This is a genomic window from Rhodopseudomonas sp. BR0G17 (assembly GCF_010907025.1).
Lineage (GTDB): Bacteria > Pseudomonadota > Alphaproteobacteria > Rhizobiales > Xanthobacteraceae > Rhodopseudomonas > Rhodopseudomonas palustris_H.
Genome location: NZ_QUML01000001.1, coordinates 236,457 through 259,051, shown reverse-complemented (window position 1 = coordinate 259,051; position 22,595 = coordinate 236,457). Strand labels below are relative to the sequence as shown.

General features: G+C 62.4%; 22 protein-coding genes and 1 tRNA gene. 8 read left to right on the top strand and 15 right to left on the bottom strand.

Translation table 11 applies throughout. The annotated features are described in order from the left end of the window. The first annotated feature begins 9 nt into the window (after positions 1-9). The 3 genes from queA to DY467_RS01265 all read left to right on the top strand — a co-directional run bounded on the left by queA (position 10) and on the right by DY467_RS01265 (position 3,740). Complete coding sequence (queA, locus tag DY467_RS01275) at positions 10-1,092, top strand: tRNA preQ1(34) S-adenosylmethionine ribosyltransferase-isomerase QueA (protein ID WP_164633727.1); 1,083 nt, start codon at positions 10-12, stop codon at positions 1,090-1,092. Beyond that, complete coding sequence (tgt, locus tag DY467_RS01270; protein ID WP_164633726.1) at positions 1,089-2,219, top strand: tRNA guanosine(34) transglycosylase Tgt; 1,131 nt, start codon at positions 1,089-1,091, stop codon at positions 2,217-2,219. Before queA ends, tgt begins: the two co-directional genes overlap by 4 nt. Before the next feature lie 474 nt (positions 2,220-2,693). Further along, complete coding sequence (locus DY467_RS01265) at positions 2,694-3,740, top strand: helix-turn-helix domain-containing protein (protein ID WP_164633725.1); 1,047 nt, start codon at positions 2,694-2,696, stop codon at positions 3,738-3,740. Positions 3,741-3,922: 182 nt separating this feature from the next. Here DY467_RS01265 and DY467_RS01260 read toward each other — a convergent pair whose 3' ends face one another. The 4 genes from DY467_RS01260 to DY467_RS01245 form a co-directional block, all read right to left on the bottom strand. Next, positions 3,923-5,023 (bottom strand): HD-GYP domain-containing protein, encoded by a 1,101-nt coding sequence (locus tag DY467_RS01260; protein WP_205501908.1) that lies wholly within the window; start codon positions 5,021-5,023, stop codon positions 3,923-3,925. Then, positions 4,980-5,462 carry a bacteriohemerythrin gene (locus DY467_RS01255; protein WP_164633724.1) on the bottom strand — a complete coding sequence of 161 codons (483 nt, stop codon included), beginning with the start codon at positions 5,460-5,462 and terminating at the stop codon, positions 4,980-4,982. Before DY467_RS01255 ends, DY467_RS01260 begins: the two co-directional genes overlap by 44 nt. Positions 5,463-5,532: 70 nt before the next feature. Beyond that, positions 5,533-7,026 (bottom strand): diguanylate cyclase domain-containing protein, encoded by a 1,494-nt coding sequence (locus DY467_RS01250; RefSeq protein ID WP_164633723.1) that lies wholly within the window; start codon positions 7,024-7,026, stop codon positions 5,533-5,535. Between the two features lie 675 nt (positions 7,027-7,701). Further along, complete coding sequence (locus tag DY467_RS01245) at positions 7,702-7,917, bottom strand: hypothetical protein (RefSeq protein WP_013502561.1); 216 nt, start codon at positions 7,915-7,917, stop codon at positions 7,702-7,704. A 424-nt stretch (positions 7,918-8,341) separates the two neighbouring features. Between DY467_RS01245 and DY467_RS01240 the strand changes: the two genes are divergently transcribed. Further along, a complete protein-coding gene (locus tag DY467_RS01240) occupies positions 8,342-8,587 on the top strand; it encodes a BrnA antitoxin family protein (RefSeq protein ID WP_107355705.1) in 246 nt (81 codons plus the stop codon). Here the strand turns inward: DY467_RS01240 and DY467_RS01235 are convergent. Continuing rightward, positions 8,584-9,474, bottom strand: a complete 891-nt coding sequence (locus tag DY467_RS01235) for a DMT family transporter (RefSeq protein ID WP_164633722.1) — start codon at positions 9,472-9,474, stop codon at positions 8,584-8,586. The two genes, DY467_RS01240 and DY467_RS01235, sit on opposite strands and share 4 nt — an antisense overlap. Before the next feature lie 188 nt (positions 9,475-9,662). On the opposite strand from DY467_RS01235, the gene DY467_RS01230 reads away from it, so the two are divergent. Further along, on the top strand, positions 9,663-10,064 hold the full coding sequence (locus tag DY467_RS01230; RefSeq protein ID WP_164633721.1) for a RidA family protein: 402 nt from the start codon (positions 9,663-9,665) through the stop codon (positions 10,062-10,064). A gap of 90 nt (positions 10,065-10,154) precedes the next feature. After that, positions 10,155-10,358 carry a hypothetical protein gene (locus tag DY467_RS01225; protein ID WP_011158202.1) on the top strand — a complete coding sequence of 68 codons (204 nt, stop codon included), beginning with the start codon at positions 10,155-10,157 and terminating at the stop codon, positions 10,356-10,358. 113 nt (positions 10,359-10,471) lie between these two features. Here the strand turns inward: DY467_RS01225 and DY467_RS01220 are convergent, their stop codons facing one another. The 8 genes from DY467_RS01220 to DY467_RS01185 all read right to left on the bottom strand — a co-directional run bounded on the left by DY467_RS01220 (position 10,472) and on the right by DY467_RS01185 (position 17,257). Continuing rightward, a complete protein-coding gene (locus DY467_RS01220) occupies positions 10,472-10,651 on the bottom strand; it encodes a light-harvesting protein (RefSeq protein ID WP_011158203.1) in 180 nt (59 codons plus the stop codon). 25 nt (positions 10,652-10,676) lie between these two features. Then, complete coding sequence (gene pufB / locus DY467_RS01215; protein WP_011158204.1) at positions 10,677-10,820, bottom strand: light-harvesting antenna LH1, beta subunit; 144 nt, start codon at positions 10,818-10,820, stop codon at positions 10,677-10,679. Between the two features lie 510 nt (positions 10,821-11,330). After that, complete coding sequence (locus DY467_RS01210; RefSeq protein WP_164633720.1) at positions 11,331-11,798, bottom strand: hypothetical protein; 468 nt, start codon at positions 11,796-11,798, stop codon at positions 11,331-11,333. Positions 11,799-11,929: 131 nt separating this feature from the next. Next, complete coding sequence (locus tag DY467_RS01205) at positions 11,930-12,472, bottom strand: hypothetical protein (RefSeq protein WP_164633719.1); 543 nt, start codon at positions 12,470-12,472, stop codon at positions 11,930-11,932. Between the two features lie 2 nt (positions 12,473-12,474). Continuing rightward, complete coding sequence (locus tag DY467_RS01200; protein ID WP_164633718.1) at positions 12,475-13,296, bottom strand: TIGR04255 family protein; 822 nt, start codon at positions 13,294-13,296, stop codon at positions 12,475-12,477. Positions 13,297-13,421: 125 nt separating this feature from the next. Then, positions 13,422-13,497, bottom strand: a tRNA-Lys gene (locus DY467_RS01195). Positions 13,498-13,650: 153 nt separating this feature from the next. Next, entirely contained in the window at positions 13,651-16,485 is a 2,835-nt protein-coding gene (locus tag DY467_RS01190) for a glycosyltransferase (RefSeq protein ID WP_164633717.1), read from the bottom strand. 187 nt (positions 16,486-16,672) lie between these two features. Beyond that, positions 16,673-17,257 (bottom strand): beta-1-3, beta-1-6-glucan biosynthesis protein, encoded by a 585-nt coding sequence (locus DY467_RS01185; protein WP_107346595.1) that lies wholly within the window; start codon positions 17,255-17,257, stop codon positions 16,673-16,675. Positions 17,258-17,544: 287 nt separating this feature from the next. On the opposite strand from DY467_RS01185, the gene DY467_RS01180 reads away from it, so the two are divergent. After that, positions 17,545-19,155, top strand: a complete 1,611-nt coding sequence (locus DY467_RS01180; RefSeq protein ID WP_164633716.1) for a glycoside hydrolase family 17 protein — start codon at positions 17,545-17,547, stop codon at positions 19,153-19,155. Here the strand turns inward: DY467_RS01180 and DY467_RS01175 are convergent. Then, positions 19,115-19,495 (bottom strand): hypothetical protein, encoded by a 381-nt coding sequence (locus DY467_RS01175; RefSeq protein WP_164633715.1) that lies wholly within the window; start codon positions 19,493-19,495, stop codon positions 19,115-19,117. The two genes, DY467_RS01180 and DY467_RS01175, sit on opposite strands and share 41 nt — an antisense overlap. Before the next feature lie 73 nt (positions 19,496-19,568). After that, entirely contained in the window at positions 19,569-20,960 is a 1,392-nt protein-coding gene (locus DY467_RS01170) for an SPOR domain-containing protein (protein ID WP_164633714.1), read from the bottom strand. Between the two features lie 160 nt (positions 20,961-21,120). On the opposite strand from DY467_RS01170, the gene glmU reads away from it, so the two are divergent. After that, positions 21,121-22,479, top strand: coding sequence for a bifunctional UDP-N-acetylglucosamine diphosphorylase/glucosamine-1-phosphate N-acetyltransferase GlmU (glmU, locus tag DY467_RS01165; protein ID WP_164633713.1), 1,359 nt, complete (start codon positions 21,121-21,123; stop codon positions 22,477-22,479). Positions 22,480-22,595: the final 116 nt, after the last annotated feature.

The following is a 22,595-nucleotide window of genomic DNA, read 5'->3' as shown; positions in this document are numbered from 1 at the left end:
ACTGGAATCATGCGCACCGATCTGTTCGATTTCGATCTGCCTGCCGAGAACATCGCGCTGCGGCCGGTGAGCCCGCGCGATGCCGCGCGGATGCTGGTGGTGCGCCCCGGCGCGCCGCTCGAGGATCGGATCGTGCGCGATTTGCCGTCGCTGCTGGCGCCCGGCGATCAGCTGGTGGTCAACGATACAAGGGTGATCGCGGCGCAGCTGACCGGTCGCCGGATCGGCCGCGGCCTCGAGCCAAAGATTGAAGCGACGCTGATCAAGCGGCTCGACGGCGCCCATTGGCAGGCGTTGGTCAAGCCGGCCAAGAAGCTGCTGCCGGGCGATGTGGTGCGCTTCGGCCATGACGGCCGGGTCTGCCTGCTCGGTCATCTCGACGCGACCGTCGAAGCCAAGGGCGAAGCCGGCGAGGTGACGCTGGCGTTCTCGTTCCACGGCCCGGTGCTCGACCAGGCGATTGCGGAGGTCGGCGCGACGCCGCTGCCGCCCTATATCGCGTCCAAGCGCCCGCCCGACGCGCAGGACACCACCGATTATCAGACCATGTTCGCCGCCAATGAGGGCGCGGTCGCGGCGCCGACCGCGGGGCTGCATTTCACCACCGAACTCGAAGCCGCGCTGGCCGCGCGGGGCGTCGGGCTGCACCGGCTCACGCTGCATGTCGGGGCAGGGACATTCCTGCCGGTGAAGGCAGAGGACACCAGCGAGCATCGCATGCACGCCGAATGGGGCACGATCAGCTCCGGCACTGCAGATGCGCTGAACGCAGCGCGCGCAGCCGGCGGCCGGATCGTCGCAGTCGGGACCACGTCGCTGCGCCTACTGGAAAGTGCGGCGCGCGATGACGGCCGCATCGCGCCATTCGCCGACGAGACCTCGATCTTCATCACGCCGGGCTATCGCTTCCGCGCCGTCGACGTGCTGATGACCAATTTCCACCTGCCGCGGTCGACGCTGTTCATGCTGGTGTCGGCATTCTGCGGTCTCGACACCATGCAGGCGGCCTACGCCCACGCCATTCGAACCGGCTATCGGTTCTACTCTTACGGCGACGCCAGCCTGCTGTTCCGGAACGACATCACCCCATGACCGTGCCCAATCACTTCGAACTGCTCGGGACCGACGGCGCCGCGCGCACCGGCCGGCTCACCACGCCGCATGGCATCGTTCGTACCCCGGCCTTCATGCCGGTCGGCACCGCGGGCGCCATGAAGGGGCTGCACTGGCGCGAAGTCCGCGACGCCGGCGCCGATATCGTGCTCGGCAACACCTATCACCTGATGCTGCGGCCCGGCGCAGAGCGGATCGCGGCGCTCGGCGGCTTGCAGCGATTCACCACCTGGAACGGTCCGATGCTGACCGACTCCGGTGGCTTCCAGGTGATGTCGCTGGCACAGCTTCGCAAAGTCAACGAACAGGCGGTGACGTTCCGCTCGCATATCGATGGCGCGGCGATCGAATTGTCGCCGGAGCGTGCGATTGAGGTGCAGCGTCTGCTCGGCTCGGACATCGCAATGCAGCTCGACGAATGCGTGCGGCTGCCGGCCGATCGCGCCGATATCGAGCGGGCGATGCAGTTGTCGCTGCGCTGGGCGGAGCGCTGCAAGCGCGCGTTCGAAACCGCGCCGGACGGCTACATGCTGTTCGGCATCGTGCAGGGCGGCGACGTGCCGGAGCTGCGCCACGCCTCGGCGCAGGGGCTGATCGACATCGGCTTCCACGGCTATGCGATCGGCGGCCTCGCGGTCGGCGAGCCGCAGGACGTGATGCTGTCGATGATCGAGGAGGCGGCGCCGATCCTGCCCGCGGAGCGGCCCCGCTATCTGATGGGCGTCGGAACGCCGGAGGACATGCTGGAGGCGGTGGCACGCGGCATCGATATGTTCGACTGCGTGATGCCGACCCGTAATGGCCGCCACGGTCTGGCGTTCACGCAGTATGGCCCGATCAACCTGCGCAACGCCAAGCACGCCGACGATCCGCGGCCGCTCGACGAGGAGAGCGACTGGCCCTCGACCCGCAACTGTTCGCGGGCGTATCTGCATCACCTGGTGAAGTCGAGCGAGACGCTCGGCGCGATGCTGCTGTCCGAGATCAACATTGCCTACTACCAAAGGCTGATGCGCGACATCCGCGCCGCGATCGCCGCCGGTCAGTTCGAAGAGTTCAGGCTCCGCACCCGCGCGGGCTGGGAACGGGGTGATCTGCCGCGCTGAATCGCCCGCGCCGCGCACTACGCGGCGCTCGCCTGCGCGCCTGTGCTGGCCCATGCCGGGCCGTTTCAATAGCTTGATCGAGCGACCAGCCCCTGGCGCCTGAATTCAGGCATTAGTTTGACGCCGTTGGGCGACGTCCTCTGGTCGATGCTCAGAGGTCATGGCTAGACGCCCTTCAAACTAAGGGGGCTCTCGCCTTGTCAGGAAAACCCGTATTCGAGGATTCGAACTAACCGTTTTCCTGACAAATCAAGCTCGAAGTTCTGACTGATACCCGGCGAATCCATAGGGGGATGGCGCGGGCGTGGAGCGTAGTTAGTCGGGCAGGGTGAAACCAACCATGCGGTTGTGGTACTTCACGGGATCTACTCGTGGAGTATCATGTCCCTTGGGGGTGGGCCTCACTATGTTGATGTATCATTTGATCGTTGACAGCAGGGAGAAGCAAACGGGCGATCGTTCGGAGAGTATGAGATGCCGAAGACGGCCAATTCAGATCGCTTGCTCAAGCCTGCGCGTTTCTCGACGGCAGACCTTTCCAGCCAAGATCGGTTTGACGCCTGGCGAGAGAAGCTGCGCGATGTTGCAGATCTCGAGCCAAACTCTGCCAAATCGCTGACACGGCCTGTCGAATTGGCGACTTGGGATCTGGGCGCCATCGCGGTTTGCCAGGAGAAGAACCCCGGGGCCAAGTTCAAGCGGGATACGCAAGCCGTTCGCCGGGCGCTCGCCGACCATTGGTATCTCTATCTTCTGAAGTCTGGATCGAATTGCACGATCGCTGGCGATCGTAAGGCGGCCGGAAACGCGAGCGAACGATTTGGTCAAATCGGATTCTACTCGCTGGGGCAGGCCTGCCACGGTGAGATGAATGATATCGAGACGTTGATGGTGTTCATTCCGCGCGATTTGTTTGCAAAGGACGCGGCGGCATTAGACAAGCTCAACAACAGCATCCTTCAGTCTCCGCTTGCCTCCTTGCTTTCGGACTACCTTTTGGCGCTCGAGCGGCAATTGGCGCATGTGAAGCAGGATGACGCTCCAGGTATCGCCAAGGCGACAGAGGCGATGCTGTCTGCGTGTCTTGTGCCAGGCTCACGGAGCCTTGGTGAGGTGCGCGATGGAGTGGTGATGGGCCTCGGCGAGCGGGCCCGGCGCATCGTCAGAGCGCAGCTTGCCAATCCCAGGTTGTCTCCTGCAACTCTTGCGAGCGGGCTCGGCGTGTCGCGGAGCCTGCTGTATCGGCTGTTTGAGCCGCACGGAGGCGTAGCCGCGTACATCAGGAATTATCGGCTGGCGCAGGCTTGTCGAGCTCTCAGCGATCCAAACGAGACGAGACGGATTGCCCAGATTGCCCTTAGCGTCGGGTTTGTTAGTCCGCAGGAGTTCAGCCGTGCGTTCCGAGCGCAATATGGCTGTAGCCCATCCGACGCGCGAGCCGATCGGATTCCCCTGATGGCGGCAGGTCGTGCGGGCGGCGAGGGCGGAAGGTCCCTCGATATCTTCCTTCGCATGACCTGACCGACGAAGGATGATCACCGTCTTGGCGGCCCGGTGGAAGGTTTAGCCATTCCATAGGCTGGGATTGGGCGGCATTTGGCATGCCGTCATTTCTTTCTTCCCAGAGCGCATGCAACGTTGGAGCCGGCATTGGGCTGCCTTGAGGCCAATTGCTACCAGCAGCCTCGTCCCAGATTGTGAGTTCAACGTTCGAGGGCGACCGTCTCGAACGCTGACACGAGTGGGGTTTCGAGCCTCGTCGTCATCTGGAGCAGGATGTTGTAGGCCTGCTGACGAGGCATCGGAGGCTTGTACGACCGTTCCTCGATCAGCGCACCGAAGATGTCGGCGATGGTCAGCATTCGAACGATGTCGCTGATCTCACTGCCGGACAGCCGATCGGGGTACCCGCTGCCGTCGAGATACTCGTGGTGGTGTCTCACACCGTCAAGAATTTCACGCGTCACGCGGGGATTGTCCTGCAATGCGTCGAAGCCAATCGAGGGGTGCCGTTCGATGATCAGTCGTTCCTGGGGCTCGAGTCGGCCTGGTTTGTCCAGAATGCTGAGCGGGATCTTTGCTTTTCCAATATCGTGCAGCATGGCCGCCAGATGAAGCGTTCGCAGATCAGCGTGCCGAAGCCCAAGGCTGATGCCAAAGTCCACCAACACGCCGCTCACCAGGAGGACGTGCTGATAGGTGGCCTTATGATGGCGGCGAACGACGCCGAGCCAGCCAGAGAGGCCGTGGCGATTGAGGCGGCTGATGGTCGAATCGGCGCAATCTTGAAGTCCATCGATGTCCACGAGTTCGCCATTGCTCATGGCCGTGAACGAAGCTTCCAACATTTGGGCGCTACGCTGTGCCGCGGCCTCGGTCTCGGCATCCGGGTTGTGGGCAGCGGAATCACGCAAGAACCGGTGAAGCGACGTCATCGACTGATCGACGATCAGGACGTGTGTCGCCCCCAACGCGTATGCTTGGGCTGATGCGGGATGGATACGATCCTCGATCAGGAAGATGCGCTGCGTGACGCCCCGGTTCTGATCCAGAAACTTACGAATTGCAAAGATGGTCTCGACCGATTTGAGGTCAGCCCAGACGATGAGCTGATCGTCCGAGGACAGTCGGGCGCAGGTCTTCGGCAGTGTCACGTATTGAACGTTGATATGCCGCTGCAACGCTTGCTTGAGCCTCTTCGTGCGGACCGACGAGTCGGTGATGACCGTGATCCGGGCGGGAGAACTCGCTGGTGTGCGATCAGTGAATCGTAAAGCTGTCGCAGTAACGGTCTTCGAGCTCATTGTCGGCTTGCCAAATGCGGTTATCGGAACTGATGGTGGGGGCCAAGTACGGTTGCATCTCGAGGTCTGACGCCAGGGCGTGGTCAAGAATCCATCGATGAAAGAAGCCTTTCAGCTGAAATCGCATGGCACTCGACACCTTCTCGGCAGCCGTTTCGAGCTCGCGTAGAAGCAGGTCAATTTCATTCAGCAGATCGATATGTTCATCGCGATGGGCGTCCCGATTGGGAAAGTCGAGAAGCTCCTGCAGATGCTCTTCGCGAGCGAAGTGCGCTTCGGCTAGCGTTCGGAGTTCTCGGGTTGCTGCGAGGATCTGGACTGCGTCTTCGTTGTCGCCCAGCAGGCTGTAGATGGACCTGATGGCTTGAATGATGGCCCTGTGGTCCTCATCAATAATGCCATTGTCTATCGCGTGAGATGGTTTCCAAGTGATCGTCATGGGAGCGGTTCCACTTGTGCAGAGCTTGGAGTCTGGCGGATGGAGTTCTTTGCAGTAGGTGCGTACTTCATCAGGGGGAAGCGCACTTCTCGTGCTTAGGCCGTGGTCCTCCGTTTGCGTGGCTTGAAGTTTGAGTGACGATTGCGAAGAAGCGTCGGTCATCGTGCATGAGATGGCCGAGAACGACCGACTGGATGATGAAGTCGCTCAGGTGGTCGCGTGGCTGTTGCCCGGCCAGAACGGCGCATACCCGGTCCTTCAGCTCGGCAAGAAGGCGTGTGTGTTCGGCGATGTGAGCGCCGAGCTCTTCGTAGCCATGTGCTCGCAGGACAGCCTCTTCGCTGGCAAAATGCTTGGTAACCGCCGCGACGATAGATCGTGCGATGCGATCACAGTCTCCACCGTCAGCACCGCAGGCGAGGTACTTGTTGGCCAGATCGAAAAGCGCGCGGTGTTGTGTATCGATGGTCAGGTGCCCGCAGCTATAGGAGTCGTGCCAAACGAGGGCGGTGGGCGACCGAATCTGCCGACTTGGAGCGCTCTCATCGATAGGAGGCGCTTGAGTCTGAGACGCACGTTTCGCCGCGTACATCCAGTGGTCGGCTTTCTCGAATAGCGTCTCTGCGGTATCGCCCGTGTTCCACTCGGATGCTCCGATGGAGACGCTCAACCGTCCGATCGTCTGCTTTGTGGAGCGCCGGTAGAGCTTCCGTTGCGTGATTTGAGTGCTAATCCGTTCGCCCATGGCGAGTGCATCGTGAAGCGATTGTTCAGGCAAAATCGTCGCGAATTCATCGCCGCCGACACGGCATACAAGCTCACCCTCGCGAACGCTGTCCTGCAAGGTTCTGGCGATCAGCCGAAGGATGTCGTCTCCGACGGCGTGGCCGTACGTGTCGTTGAAATCCTTGAAATGGTTCACGTCGATCAGAAGCAGCGACAGCGGTTCGTCCTCGGTCGCTCGCGGTAATGTGCGTGACAAAGTGAGGTCGAATAGCTTCCGGTTGCCGACGCCGGTCAGAGGGTCGGTCATTGCATCCTTGCGGACATCGTCGAGTTGTTGTTGGAGAGCCGCGACTCTTTCGGCGGCAAATTGCAGTTGCTGGACCAGCAGCGCATTCGTTGAACTGATGTGTTCAGTCCACGCGATGATCTTGTCGATCGCGAACCGCGCGCTGCCGCTCGTTGACTTGAGCTGCAGCACGTGACCGGCCGTTGCGAGCACGTGTTGGTAATGCGCCGTCGCCGTCGACGCGGTCGTGATCGCAGTGGCGATGCTGGTGGTTTGGTCGCGAACGGACTCGCCGATCGAGTCGATGCGTCCGGCGGTCGAACGAGCGGAGAGGTGGGTTTGGTGGAGCCGTGCGAGATCGCGAGCTGCGGGGCTGCTGGTCTGTGCGGTCAACGCATCGAACGCGGTATTCAATGATTTGTGTGAGCCGAGGAAGTACACAAAGAGAACTTCGTAAATCTCCGGATTGAGAGGCAGATTGAGCTCGGTTGCTTTCTGAATAGCTTTCTGTGAAAGCTGATCTGTCCAAGATCGGTCGAGTGCAGAGTACATTTTAGCCGTTCGCTATTATGCCAAGTGCCAACCGACGCGATGAGTGGTCTGCGAGCCGGCGCGCATGGTGTAATTGCGCGGAGGGTCGGTCCTCATCCCCGGAAATCGGGAGCGTCAGGATCAGATGCTAAGAAGGGGATTGCTGTCGGGAACTTAATGGAAGACGGGTGGAAGCGGGCCCGCTTTGCAATGCGTCTTTTAGAAGTGGCAATCCGTCCCAATCTTTGGGTGCCCAATCGCGGATGGCGTCGCGTTTGATCGGGATTCCGCCCGGATCATTCGGCCTGTATCGCACGCAATCGGCGGTGCAGGCGTTCGGTCGCGAAAGCCAGAGAGGATTGGCTTACCGGCGCAAGCGCGGGACAAAGAGAAGCGCCGATGGCACCACGTCGAGAAATTTGGGAGCGTGAGGGCGATCGTAGCTTGTTTGTCCTAACAGAGTGCTCGACCGAGTTTCCTCGCACAAGGCGATATCGCCACTCAGCGTGCGGGGTCAATGCGCGTTGAGCAGCAGGGCGCGAGGAGCGGCGGAGCAGCCTCATGAAGCTGATGGCGATCCCGCAGTGTTGCCGATGTTGAGGCGTCGATCTTTACGTGACCGTTCCCGTCGTCATCGGAGGTGGTCCGATGCGGTCGGGAGCGATCCCAGACATGAGCGCCTCGTCGGTCGCCCGATTAGTTGCAGGAAAAACGTTTTACCGAGTGCTTGGTGACGAAACCATAGCCGCAGGTGTCGCAGGTCCACAGATAGCTCACCACGCTTTCGGTGAGATAGGCCGATGCTTCGGCTGCGACCATCGAGTCGGCGCAGACTGGGCAGGTCGGGAGATCGCTGCCGCGTGGTGCGGGACGAGGAACGTTGGTCGACAGGACTTCAGCAATCGCCGGCATCGTGACCTCCTCATCTTCCAAAAGCGTTGGACCTGATTGATTGAATGGCCTGAGAGTTCGAATGAACTGAAACGTCAGGCCCGTGTTCGACTGAAGTGATCATCACCTCAGTTGCACGAACTATACACTAGGAACTCTGACGATGTCGCAACACAAATGCGTTCGTTTTGAGAAATTCGATTCTGCACTGCACGCCTCGCGCGAGCTTGGCTGCCGACATCTCGATTGCGAACGTGCTCGTTAGCGATTCAATTACTATTGCGGCCCGCAAGAGGGCGTGATCAACCGTAAGAAATTCCGTCACAGCTGAGTCTTGTGCGCCGCGATGCGCGGCATTTGTTCAGCTGTCGCGGAGTGGGCTCGCCGGTCATTCGGCGAGTCTCGTCAACGCCTTAAGTCTGCTCAACCTGCCGAGAAAACCGCCATGTCGCAGCCGCCCCGCCGACCCCGCACGCTGAACGATGCCCGCACCGAGGCGGAGGCCGCCTTCAAGAAGGTTACGGCCAAGCCGGTGGAAGCACCGCCGAAGCGGCAGGCAGTGCCGGGCGTGAAGGAAATGGTGTCGCTGCGGATCGATCAGGCCGTGCTGGAACACTTCCAGGAGGGCGGCCCGGGCTGGCAGGACCGCATCAACGCCGCGCTGCGCAAGGCCGCCGGCCTCGACGACTAGCGCGCATTCCGCGTCGGGGCTGCGGCGGGCGGCCGCGGTCCGCCGCGCAGATTGAGCAGGTTGCCGGTCAGGATCAGCGCGGCGCCGATCACCGTGTAGGCATCGAGCCGCTCGCCATACAGCAGCCAGCCCGCGGTTGCCGACAGCGGCACCCGCAGGAAATCCATCGGCACCACGATGGTGGCGTCCGCGTAAGTCAGCGCCCGCGCCATGCAGTAGTGCGAGAACGTGCCGCAGAATGCGATGATCACGATCCAGGCCCAGACATAGGCCGACGGCCATTGCCACAGCCACAGCGCCGGCACCAGGCCGGCGGCGCTCTGGATGATCAGCATCCAGAAGATGATTGCGAGCGTGCTCTCGGTGCGGGTCAGCGACTTCATCAGTGTGACCGAAATGCCGAAGCCGACGGCGGCGCCGAGTGCGATCAATTGTCCCGGGTCGACCGACGAGGTGGCGGGACGGACGATCACCACGACGCCGATCAGCCCGAGCACGACCGCGGTGATCTTCCAGACGTTCATGTGTTCGCCGAGGAAGGTCGCGGCCAGGATTGCGATCCAGATCGGCATGGTGAACTCGATCGACACGACCTGGCCGATCGAGATCAGCGTCAGCGCGTAGAACCAGCCGATCTGCGCGGCGTAGTGCACCAGGTTGCGGCTCAGATGTGCGAGCGGCCGTGCCGTCGCCATCGCGGTCAGCCCGCCGGCCTTGTGGATCAGCGGGTACAGCATCGCGAAGCCGATCAGCGAGCGCAGTTCCATCACTTGAAACACGCTCAATTCGCGCAGCGTCTCGCGGCCTGCGACGGCGACGATCACCATCAGCGCGAGCCAGCCGGCCATCCATAGCGCGGCCTTCAACATCGAGGGAGAGCGGGTCATCGCGGCGGTTTGGCTCGTTGATGGCGTCGGCGTTTCCTGAAGTCGCTCTATCTTCGACAACGGCAGGCTTGGCAACCGCCGCGCCGCAGAGGCCTGTCTGCGGCCGCTGCGGTTGATTTCCGCCGCCGCTTGTGCGCGCAATTGGCGTCAAAGCGGCGAACAAGCCGGTGACCAAGGGAGGATCGACGATGCGGGTGCTGCAACCGGATGGATGGGCCAAGCCGCGGGGCTTCGCGCACGGCGTCGCCTTCAACGGTCCCGGCCAGTGGCTGGTGCTGGCGGGCCAGACCGGCACCAATGATCAGGGCGAGTACGAATCGGACGATCTCGCCGCGCAAGTCGGCGCCGCGCTGCGCCGCGTGACCCGGCTGCTGGCGGAGGCTGGCGCCGGCCCAGAGCACATCGTACGGCTGACCTGGTATCTCACCAGCCGCGCCGAATACGAGGCCGCTGGGGCCGGAATCGGTGCGGCCTGGAAGGAGACGCTGGGCCGGCACTTTCCGCCGTCGACGCTGCTCTATATCGGCGGGCTGGTCGATCCCCGGGCCAAGGTCGAGCTCGAGGTGACGGCGTTCGTGCCGGCGCGGTGACGCAGCCTGGGCGACTTAGCCTTGCGGATGCTTGCCAGCGCGGCCGGTTTCGGCCAATGAGCCGCGAGCTTTTCCAAGGAGTTTCGTTCGATGACCCAGCGCTCGACCTCGGCCGATTTCGTCACCGCCTTCGCCACCGGCTGGCCGGAGGCTCAGCCGGAGGTGATGATCCTGTCGCTGACCACCCAAAAGGGCGTGCAGGACTTCGCCCTGACCAAGGAGCAGGCGCTGTTGGTCGCCAAGACCATCAAGCGCACCGCGACAGCGCTGGCTGCGCCGAAGGCGAGGGCCTGACCGCTCGCCGCGGGAGGGCGTTCAAAGGCTCGCCGCGGCAGCGTACCCCCAAACGAAAACCGGGCCCCTTTCGGAGCCCGGTTTGGCAACACAGCTCAGAAGAGCAGTATTGATTAGCCGACGTTGACCGACGACTCGATCGCCGCGGCCTTACCGTTCCAGTACTTCGAGAACCAGGTGGTGTGCGACAGCACAGCGAAGTGCACCAGGATCGCGATCACGGTGACGCTGCCGAGCAGGAGCGGGAGACCGACGGTCGGCTTCACCACAGTCCAGATACGAGCTTGATTCATATTCTATACTCCTTTGGGCAGCTAATTAGTGCAGCCAGGGCGAGTAAACGTAGGCGAGGAAGTGCGCGACGATCGCGATCGCACCGAAAATGCGGGTGCCATCGATCACGTGCTTGTGGAGCTCTTCGGACTCCTCGACCGTCAGGCCGGTCAGCGTCTTGTCAGCCATTTTGAGACCTCATAATGGGGTTTCTGCGCATCGCCGAGCCGCGTTGCGGCCCTCGATGGCGCGCATAATGACCCGCTCCCCCCCGACCGAACATTGAGCCGGCTCAAATTTTCGTGAGTACCGCGTGATCCGTTGGTCGTAAGGCGGTATCCAGGTGCCGGGTTAGGCCGCTTTATTGTGGACCAGCGGATTGCCAAAAGGCCCGAGGTGCGCGCACTCCCGGTCGAATCGAGCTCACGGAGCGGCGGGGCGAATTGCTATTTGGAATCGCTTGGCCGGTCCCCATTTGGAAGGACCCGCGAGATGCCGAAGATGAATTCACGTATGATTGGGCTAGTGGACAACCCACGCCTGAGTAGTCAGCTCAGCCTCGCTGGAGCGGAAGACCTCACGAGGCGGCAAAGACACGATCGACCCACCCAGCCGGGCATAATGGCGTAGCCGACGTGGTTCGGGTGTCGCTTACTGCGCCGTGCATCAGCATACTGCCAGCGCGGCGGAACTCAGGGTTCAGAGCTGACCTCCTCGAAAACTGTCTCGTCTTAAAATATTCTCATTCGCTAAGGAGAGGAGCTTATCTCTTTCGCGGCGCCAAACCTTTTTGTTTGAAGTTGGTTTTTCGGAATCGGATCGCGGCACCGTATTGAAGATATCTGCGTGATTGGGAAGGCCAGCCATGTCGGTGTCGAGCACAATATAGTGTCGATCGCCGGCTTTCCGACCGGGAGCGTCAGCCACGGAGGCCAGTGATCTAACTTCGCCGCATTTTAGTCGTATGATTCCAAAGAACTCCCGTCCTTCGCGTGCCGTACGCTCGGAGATTATCTTCTGAAATTCAGCATTTTCTGCGCTCTGCCGCAGGACGCTCATTCCGATGGTTTCGGAGTGAGTAATAGCTGTGACCGCAATCTGCTCGGCTGTTAGGACGATATCAGTAGGCGCTATTAGAATACGATACAAATCTTCCGAATCTTTCACGGGCCCCGGACTTCCATGGCGTCCCATAGTCTTGGTTTCGCATCGTTGATCTTCGCAATGCCGGTTGATCGCTAGGCAACGATCTTCTCTGGCCGCGCTTTTTTCGGCATTACGACAGCCGGAACGATCGACTAGATCGAGAAACCAATTCCTTGCAGCGCTGCAGGCAGTTCTCCATCGAGCAAAAACTCGCTTTCCCATTCTTGGTTGCCCTGGCGCGCAAAATACTCAATGTGACTTCCGGTGAACTCAAGTTCAACGTAGGATTCGTGGCCTTTAAAATAGAGAATAGTGCTGCCATTAGCATGCAATGCTGGTGTCGGCACCAAGCTCTCAGGGGCGAGCTTGCGGATGAACGCACGAGCAGCCTTGGCGGATTCAGCATCGGGCTTTGCGGCGCCAAATCCGTCCCAATTAGCGTCTAGCTTTTCAAATCGAAGAAGCTGGGCAACTGACGCGTCCGCTGGAGTTGTCACGCTCACTGGGATGTCAATGGCCTTTGCCGTCTCGGCGATTCCGGAGCAATCGACAATGATCTGAGTAGGAGGCCGATAGGCCTCCCAATCTTCGATGTTTCGGATATTTGGAACAGCCGGCCTGCTAGCACCTGAAGATAGCGCTGCATTTGTCATGCTCAAATAGGCAACAGTAGCTGCTTCTGTTGCAGAAATCATTGCTATACCGTCAAACCAATGCGAGTCGCTGCTTCATCAGAAATAAGCTGTCGAAACAGTGTTTTCAACTCCTTATGGAGGTGATCCGTAAGATTCAACGGATCGTTGAGGGCGTTGGTTGCAGACTCGATTTGCCGCAGGGTTAGGATCAATAGCTCGCGGCGTACCGCGGGTTGTGTTGAGAAGCGTATGTCATTTGCGTCTATGTTGATGTTCGTCAAGATGCGACCTTTTGGAAGACTATCGTAGTCAAACCAGCCTGTATGGACATGAAAGGCCGCCATCGCGTCAGTTGTGGGTAGAGCAATGGATGGGCAGGCTTTTGAAAGCACTTCAAAATGATCGGCGCCGCCAGGCTGAGATACAAAACGATCGATATACTGGACTCGAATCGACTTTACGTTACTGCTTATCGACCAAGCCTGATCAATCGCATGGCAGACGTCAGACAGCACAGTGAAGAAAGGTGCCCACCTCTGATATCTGGATGTCATAAGTTTGAGCGATCGAACTCCTAAGCTGAATTCTGAAACGACATCGTTCTCAGCCATGCGCCGAAAAATAACTCGACGAGTTGTTGGGCCCCCGATTTTGATTGCTATCCCTTTCTCCGGGATGGCAGGCGGCGTGGGCTCTTGGGCCTCAATTCTGTTCGTTAGATTGTGCTTGGATGTCGCCTGACGAAGTGGGATTATTACCTCATCGAAGGAGTCAGGGTCGATCGGCTCCGAAAAGCTAAACAAAACCTGAACGTTGTCGATGGAATGATCGGCGTGGGCCGGTTCCCAATTCATTTCACGTCCTTGACGCTGGTCCTGCTGCAAGGCGAGTCTGCCTTACAACCCTCTGTAAAGTGGTTAAGCGGACAACATACGGCCCCTTATGTGGCCCGGAGTTGCTTCCGTCGCCCGGAACCTACACTCTATCCCTCTAACCCAATTAAATAGCATGGTGAGCGCGGAGGGACTCGAACCCTCGACCCCATGATTAAAAGTCACGTGCTCTACCGGCTGAGCTACGCGCTCACGTGAGGCGCTGTGTAGGGGGCAGGGCCGGCGGGGTCAATACCCGCGGTAACCGCGCCAGCCGCAGCCAAAGCCGAATTGGCTCAAGCCCACAGATATTTATCCAATCTTCCTCGTGCAACCAATCAGCTGGCGCGCACGACCGCGACGCGCTTACGCGTCGCGGTGAAGTTCGGAGGCGACCTTCTGCGGCGCCGGGATCGGGGTCGGCAGGGCGACGGGGCGCAGGCCGATCAATTCGGCGGTCCGCACCGCGGTCGCGGTCCACCAGCCGAACTGGTTGATTCGCGAGTTCTCCAGAATTGCGATCGCCACCGCCGCCAGGAACGGCAGGCTCTGCAGTACCAAGACGCCGGCGAAGATGTAGATCTCGGTGATCTGGATGTTGCTGTTGGAGACCACCAGGATCGCGGCGCCGATCAGTAGCAGCACGCCGATCACGGCTTCCCAGAACGCCTGGAATTCCACCGACATCATCGTCAGGCCGCCCTTGGAGGTGCGGGCGAAGGCGAGGTGCTCGGTGATCAGGCCCTGGGCGACGGCGCGTGACACCGTCCACTGCACCGACATCGCCGCGATCATCGCCCCCAGCATCTGCGGCACGCCGATCTTCACCCGCAGCCGGTACAGCACCAGGAAGTGCGCCAGCGTGACGATGAAGGAGGCGATGATCGGCAGGGTGAGGATCTTGTCGGGAATCGCGATGTCGGCGAACGCGACAATCGGCACCCAGATCAGGTTGAGGATCGCTACCACCACGCCGAGGCTTTCGGCGCCGAGCCAGTTCAGCCAGCCGAGGCCGAATTCGCGGCGCTGGTCGCGGGAAAGGCGGCTGTTGCCTGGCAGGAATCGGCGCCAGTGCTTCTTGATGATCTGGAAGCCGCCATAGGCCCAGCGATGCCGCTGCTTCTTGAACGCCTCATAGGTGTCCGGCAGCAGGCCGTAGCCGTAGCGGGTGTTGGTGTAGTGGGTGAGCCAGCCGTGCTCCATGATCTCGAGGCCGAGATCGGAGTCCTCGCAGATGGTGTCGCTCGACCAGCCGCCGGCCATGTCCATCGCGGCGCGGCGGATCAGGCACATCGTGCCGTGCACGATGATGCCGTTGTACTCGTTGCGCTGGACCATGCCGATGTCGAAGAACCCGGCATATTCGCCGTTCATGATGTAGTGCATCAGCGAGCGGTCGCCGTCGCGATGCTCCTGCGGCGCCTGCACCAGGCCGACTCGCGGATCGTCGAACGCGGGGACGAGGTCCTTCAGCCAGTCCGGCGTCACCACATAGTCGGCGTCGATGATGCCGATGATCTCGGCATCGACCGCGGTGCGCTCCATCGCGATCCGCAGCGCGCCGGCCTTGAAGCCTTTGACCTTCTCGGCGTTGATGAACTTGAAGCGCTCGCCGAGCTCGCGGCAGTGATCCTGGATCGGCTGGGTGAAGGCCGGGTCGGGCGTGTTGTTGATGATCACCACGACTTCGAAGTTCGGGTAATCGAGCCGCGCCAGCGCATCCAGCGTCTGCTTCAGCATCTCCGGCGGTTCGAAATACGCCGGGACGTGGATCGAGACCTTGGGGAAGGTCACCGGTTCGCCCTTGGCGAGCGCGGCGTTGCGCCGGGCTTCCTGAGCGTCGGTGAGGGCGCGGGTGATCAGGCGGCGCGGCTTGCGGCCGAAGGCGACCGCCGAGATTTCCTCGATCCGGGCGAGGGCGATGGCCACCAGCGGCACCAGCAGGATCATGCCGAGTGTCAGCGCGAAGGCCGAGCCGAACAGGAAATAGTGGCCGTTCCAATAGGCGAACACCGTCGCGGCCCAGGCGCCGGCACCGTGTGCGGCGGCGGAGAGCAACAGCGTCTGCATCGCCGTCGGCGCGGCGAGCTGCAGGATCGGCAGCGACAGCAGGATGCCGACCAGCAGCGCGATGACGGCGAGCTTCCAGTAGTTCGGATCGACCACCGGGCCGGTCCAGGCGAACTTCGGCTGGCGCGAGGCGTCGAGGAAGCCCCAATACGGACCGACGCCGCCTTCGAAGAACTTCCAGGGCTGATCGATCGCTTCAACGATGTTGTATTCCATGCCGATCGAGTCGGCGCGGCTGACGAAGTTGCGCAGCGTCACCGCCTGTTCGAATTGACCGGGCACCGCGGCCTTGCGGTTATAGCCCGCGCTCGGCCAGCCGAATTCGGCGATCACAATGCGCTTGCCGGGGAAGGCCTCGCGCAGCTTCTGATAGATGATCATCGCCTGATCGACCGCCTGCTTGGCGGAGAAGCCTTCCCAGTAAGGCAGGACGTGTGCGGCGATGAAGTCGACCGAGGAGGCGAGCTCGGGGTGCTCGAGCCAGATGTTCCAGATTTCGCCAGAGGTGACCGGCGCTTTGACCTGAGACTTCACGCGCTGGATCAGCCGGGTCAGACGGCGGACGTTGTTTTCGGCCGTGGCCCAGCGCACCGCTTCGTCACGTTTGTCGGCCGGTTGCGCTTCGGCGTCGCGGACCCGCTGGTTCTCTTCGGCGACCAGCCGATAGCGCTCTTCCTCGCTCAGCCCGAGATTTTCCAGCGGGATCTGATCGCCGCGATACACCGTTTCGTTGCCGACCACGATGCCGCTGACATTGGCATTGTGCTTGGCGAGGTCGATCGCGGCCTGGATCTCGCGCTCGTTGCGGGTGACGTCTTTGTCGATCCAGGCGCCGACATTGACCTTCAGGCCAAATTCATTGGCGATCGGCGGCACCATCTCGGGACCGCCGGTCGACGAATACAGACGGATGGCGCGGGTCTGCGCCGACAGCTTCTTCAGGTCGGAGCGGATCCGCTCAGCGGTCGGGAAGTTGTCGACGTCCGGATGGCCGGAGCCGTCGAACGGCGCGTAGGACACGCTCGGTAGCATGCCGGTGAAGTCGGCGGCTTGTTGTTTCTCCCGAAGGAGGCCCCAGAGCCCGGCGTGAGCGGCGGTGACGAAAAGCAGAACGGCGACGACAGCGCGCATCGCGACTAAACCATAAGGGGCCAGTTTGGCAGGTGGACTAACCCGTCCCCGAGGTCTGTCCACATCGTGGGCGCATCACTGCACGGATGCGCCCCGTGTCCAAGCAACTCGGCCGACCCCATGGCGAATTGAGGGCGTCCGGCGACCAAACCCGAGAAAATCCCGAACGTTCCAGCGCGCCGCGGAGTTATTTCGCAGGTGCGGGGGCCGGAGCCGCCGGTTGCTGCGGGGCAGGCGCTTGCGCCGGCTTGGCGGCCGGACCGGGAGGCGTTGCGGCCGCTGCGGCAGGCTGCTGCTGGGCGGTCGGATTGATCCAGCATGCGTGCACGCGTCCGCTGAGGCTGTCGGGAGCTTTCGGATCGATAGGACCAGATCGCACGACACACCTGAATGCCGCCTGAATGTGACCCGTCGGGCAGCCGAAGCGATCGTACATGTCGAGGTGACGGAATGCGGTGTCGAGGTCGTCGCGCCACATCAGCACCACGACGCGGCGGCCGAGCCAGACGCATTCGGGATTGCCGGCGGGGCCGTTGATTGCCTGCGCAGCTTCGGCGAATTCGTCGGTCTTCTTCTGGCTTTCCTTGAGCGCGTCGGCAGTCGACTGAGCCGGCTGATTATTGGCGGCCGCCGGCGGCTTCTGCGTCTGGTCCTGGGCGCGCAGATCGCCGCTCTGGGCGATCGCGCCGCCGACGCCGACCGACAGAGCAAGACCGCTCACGGCCAGGCAACGCAGCATCGCGTTCTGGAACTCAAGGAATACTCGTCGCATCGTGTCCCCGATCTCGTTGCCGGGCCATCGCGGCGCCGGTCCATCCACCTGATGCCGCTTGAATTCGTCGCCGATAGGGCGTGGCCCTCGGCAGAATCCCATGAAGGACATTTTTGATTTTGTCCAGCAATGGCAGTTCGTCCTTCGGTGCATGGCGACGAATTGATGGCGGAAGAACGTCTGTCGTCGTGGCGGCTGAACGGCGCAGTGCACAAGGCGGCCTTGGCAGATCGGTCGCGAGCGGCTAATCGACGGGACCCTTTTTGCAACGGACGGAATCCAAATCCTTGCGCACGCCGCTGTTGTTGATCCCGATCTCGTTGGCCATGATCTTCGGTGTGTGGTGGTGGATCGCCACGCCGATCACGCTCGAACGAGCGCCGATCGAAGCCAACTCCAAACTGGAATGCGTCTCGTACGCGCCGTTCCGCGGCGCGCAGACGCCGCTCGATCCGACGACGCATATCGACGCCGAGCAGATCGCGCAGGATATGGCGCAGCTCGCCAAGATCTCGAAGTGCGTTCGTACCTATTCGATCGATAACGGCCTCGACCAGCTGCCGCCGCTCGCCGCCAAGGTCGGGCTGAAGGTGCTGCAGGGCATCTGGCTGTCGAACGACCGCTCGAAGAACCTTGCGCAGATCGCAACCGCGGTCGGACTCACCAAAGCCTATCCGGACGTGATCACAGGTCTGGTGGTCGGCAACGAAGTCTTGCTTCGCGGCGAGATGACGACGGCGGATCTGGCTGCGACTATCCGGCTGGTGAAGGCGCAAGCGAAGGTGCCGGTGACCTATGCGGACGTTTGGGAATACTGGCTGCGTAACCGCGAGATCTACGACGCGGTCGATTTCGTCACGATCCATATCCTGCCGTACTGGGAGGACATGCCGGTCCGCGCCCGCTACGCCGCGAACCACGTCGACGCGATCCGCAAGCAGGTTGCGGTCGCGTTCCCGGGCAAGGAAATCCTGATCGGCGAAACCGGTTGGCCGAGCGCCGGCCGGATGCGGGAAGGCGCTTTGCCGTCGCGTGCCAACCAGGCGCGGGTGGTGTCGGAGATCCTCGCTCTCGCCAAGGCGGAGAACTTCCGCGTCAATCTGATCGAAGCCTACGACCAGCCTTGGAAGCGCGACCTCGAAGGCACCGTCGGCGGTTATTGGGGCCTGATCGACGCCGACAACCGCGCCGAGAAGTATCCGGCCGGCGTGCCGATCAGCAACTTCCCGTATTGGAAGCTCGACGCTGCCGCCGGCATGACGCTGAGCGTTTTGGTGTTCCTGACCGCGATCCTGACGCTGCGTCGGCGCCCGTGGGCGCCGCGGCTGATCTCCTGGCTGGCGGTCGGCACGTCTGCGACGGTCGCTGGCGTCCTGCTCGGTATCGCGGTCGACAAGCTGCTGGTCGAAAGCTACGGCGTCGGGCGCTGGGCGCAGTGGAGCCTGCTGCTCGCCAGCGGCATTTTGACGCCGATCCTTGGCGCGCATGCGCTGATGTCCGGCCGGCCGCTTCCGACCTTCCTGGATCTGTTCGGGCCGCGCGAAGACCGGTCGCACTCGTTTGCGACGTGGGCGCTTGGTCTGGCTGTGGCGGTCACCGTGCTGATCGGCGCCCAGACCGCGCTCGGCTTCACCTTCGATCCGCGCTACCGCGACTTCCCGTTCGCGTCGCTGACGATGGCGGTGGTGCCGCTGTTCCTGCTGATGCTGCTGAACCGGCCGCAGCAGGGGCTCCGGCCGATCGCCGAAGCCTCGTTCGCCGGCCTGTTCGCCGTCTGTGCGCTGTACACGGTGTTCAACGAAGGGCCGAAGAACTGGCAGTCGCTGTGGACCTGCGCAGTTTACGCGATGCTCGCGCTCACGCTGTGGCGGGCGCGGGTCGCGCAAACCCCAAAATAAGCAGCCCGATCGCGATCCCGGACAGGCCAATATTGTAGAGCACGATGCCGAGGCCGGCGCAGATCACGCCGCCGGTGAGCAGCACGATCGACGGCCGGATGAAGTGCAGCGCCGCGATCACCAACGCGGCAATGCCGAATACCGAATTCTGAAACAGATACGTCATCAGCAATCGGGCTTTGCACAGCATCGAGCGCAATCCGGCGTCGCAGGCCAAGGCCACGGTCGACAGCTCGATCGCGAGGTAGCGCAGGTACAGCGCATAGCCGACGGTCAGGAAACCGACCATCAGCAGGAATTGCACCTGATACGGAGTAAGGCGGAACGGCTTTTTCTTCATAGCGTGATTATGCTGCGCTTCGAGGGGGCTAACAAGCTGACGCGGCGTTCGTGACCGAGGCCGCTCCGGGCTTTTAGCGGATGCCGAGGATCGATGACAGGGTGGCCGGCCGCGGCGGCGGAGGTGCATCCTGCGCTGGTGCCGGCGGCGGCGGCGGCGGTTCTGGCTGCTGCAATGTCACGCGCTCGCGATGCCGGCGGACCGGGCGCTGCGGCGCCGGTTGGGGCGCGCTCACTGGCGCCGCCATCGGCAGACGCTGGCCGTCATAGACCGAAGCTTCGCAGGCGCGATCCGCGCTGCCGAGCGCCGCGCAGACCTTGGCCGCGGCGGCGGCGTCAGCGATCGGACCGGCGACCAGCCGCAACTGGGTGGCGTTGCCGTTTTCCTTGATCATGATGATTGGCTGCAGGCCCTTGAGCGCCTTCTGCGTTTTCGACAGCTTGCGCCACAACCCGCGCAGCCCCTCGACGGTGTTGGCGGCACCGAGGTCGACGCCGAAGTCAGTGCGCGGCGCCGGCGTCTCCGCGGCAGCCTCGGCGTCTTCGCTGGTCTCTTCCGGCGACGTCGCCGCCTTAGGTTCGAGCAGCTTGGCGGCGCCGGGATCAGGCGGCGCCAGGATCGACCGCGACGGCATCAACGGCGTGGTCGAAATCATCGCCGCCGTCGTCTGCGCCGCGGGCCGCTCCGGCGGGGCCGGCTCCAGCCGCGGCTTGTCGAGTCGAGATCTCTCCTGAGGTTTCTCCGCCACCGCCTTGTCATCCGACGGCTTTTTCGCCTCCACAGCAGCAGGAGCTTGGGCCGCGGCCGGCTCTTCCGGCTTGGCTGGAGCGGGTGTCATTGCAGCCGCCGCAGCGACCGCAGGAGATGACGCCGGAGCGGCCGCGTTGGACGCAGGTTCGATCGCACCCAGCTTCTTGGCAGGCGCGGCGGGCGTATTCGGCTTGGTTTCGACCGGAGCGACCGGCGGCGCAGGTGGGGGCGTCTCCTTGGTGGGGATCTCCGGCAGGGTTGCGGCCGGTCCCCAACGGTCCATCGGATTGTCAGCCGAGGGCGAGTGCGGCTTGCTGCCGCTCGCCTGCACCCGCGCGATCGAGCCTGTGACCGAGTCCAGGCCCTGTTCGAGCGTGCCGACGCGCGCATACAGCCGGTCGCGGTCAGTATTCAGCGACTCGATCGCCGCAGTGAGCCGGCTGGTGGCCGTCTGGGTGTCCTTGGCGAGGCGCTGGATCATCTGCGACTGCTGAGCGACGTCCGCCGCCGCCGTCTGCTCGCGGCGCCGGTCGGTGGCGTTCTGGACCGCCATAACGGCGAGCACGACGGCACCGAGCGAGGCAACCGCCCACGATCCCAGGCGCCATTTGTCCTGGGTGTTGAGCTCTTCTTCATCTGCCAGCAGCCGGGTCAGCCAGCCGCCCGTTTCCTCGGTCGCGAAGCTGTCTGCCAGATCGTCGGTTTTTCTGGCCATCGGATGGTCTCAAAGCCTTGAAGCGCGCAACGCGAATCAGATGCCCAACAGTATCAGGGAATTGCCGTTTTCAGGTGGGTCGCGCTTGAGCCGCAAACCCGTTTCCCCTTCGTGGCAAAACCCTTTATGAGGGCCGCATCACCAGACCATGGATGTTGAAATGACTGCCAGAAACAGCCTGACGATCGTGCTTGCCGCGGGCGAGGGTACGCGGATGCGATCTTCACTGCCGAAGGTACTGAACCCGGTCGCCGGCCGCTCGCTGCTTTCCCACGTGCTGAGCGCGGCGCCGCATGGCGAACACGACCGGCTCGCGGTGGTGATCGGTCCGGATCATCAGGCGGTCGGCGAGGAGGCCAAACGAGTCCGCTCTGACGCGGCCATCCATATCCAGGCGCAGCGGCTCGGGACCGCGCATGCGGTGCTGGCGGCTCGCGAGGCAATCGCCCAGGGCGCCGACGATCTGCTGATCGCGTTCGGCGACACCCCGCTGATCTCGGCCGAGACATTCGCCCGTCTGCGCCAGCCGCTGCACAATGGCTCGTCTCTGGTGGTGCTCGGTTTCCGCGCGGCCGATCCGACCGGCTATGGCCGTCTGGTGGTCGAGGACGGCAAGCTGACAGCGATCCGTGAGCAGGCGGACGCCAGCGCCGATGAACTGAAGATCACGCTGTGCAACGCTGGTGTGATGGCGATCGACGGCAAGATCGCGCTCGACGTGCTCGACAAGATCGGCAACGCCAATGCCAAGGGCGAATACTACCTGACCGATGCGGTTGGGATCGTTCGCGACCTCGGCCTGACCGCCAGCGTGATCGAAACCAGCGAGGACGAGGTTCGCGGCATCAACACCAAGGCGCAGCTCGCCGAGGCCGAGACCGTAATGCAGACCCGTCTCCGCCAGGCCGCGATGGCGGCCGGGGTGACGCTGATCGCGCCGGAGACCGTGTATCTCGCCGCCGACACGACGTTCGGCAAGGATGTGGTAATCGAGCCGTTCGTGGTGATCGGCCCTGGCGTGTCGATTGCCGACGGCGCGGTGATCCACTCGTTCTCGCACCTTTCCGAAGCAAAGATCGGCAGCAAGGCGCAGGTCGGTCCCTATGCGCGGTTGCGGCCGGGAACGTCGCTCGGCGACGGTGCCAAGATCGGCAATTTCGTCGAGACCAAAGCCGCACAGATCGACGCCGGCGCCAAGGTCAATCACCTGACCTATATTGGTGATGCCCACATCGGTGCGTCGGCCAACATCGGTGCCGGCACCATCACCTGCAACTACGATGGCTTCGACAAGCACAAGACCGAGATCGGGGCGGGGGCTTTCATCGGCTCGAATTCCTCGCTGGTCGCGCCCGTCAAGATCGGTACCGGCGCCTATGTTGGCTCGGGTTCGGTGATCACCAAGGACGTGCCGGACGACGCGCTGGCAGTCGAGCGCAACGCGCAGACCGCCAAGGACGGCTGGGCCAAGCGCTTCCGGGACGCCAAGTCGCGGCATCGCAAGCCGAAGGCGCATTGAAGCCGCCGGTTTGGCTTAACCTTGTGTCAAATCGCAATAATTGTTGACTACCAAGGCTTTCACAGAAGCCGCTAGAAGTCAGGAGCGTCGGCAGGTCGCCCGGCGAACTGGGGATT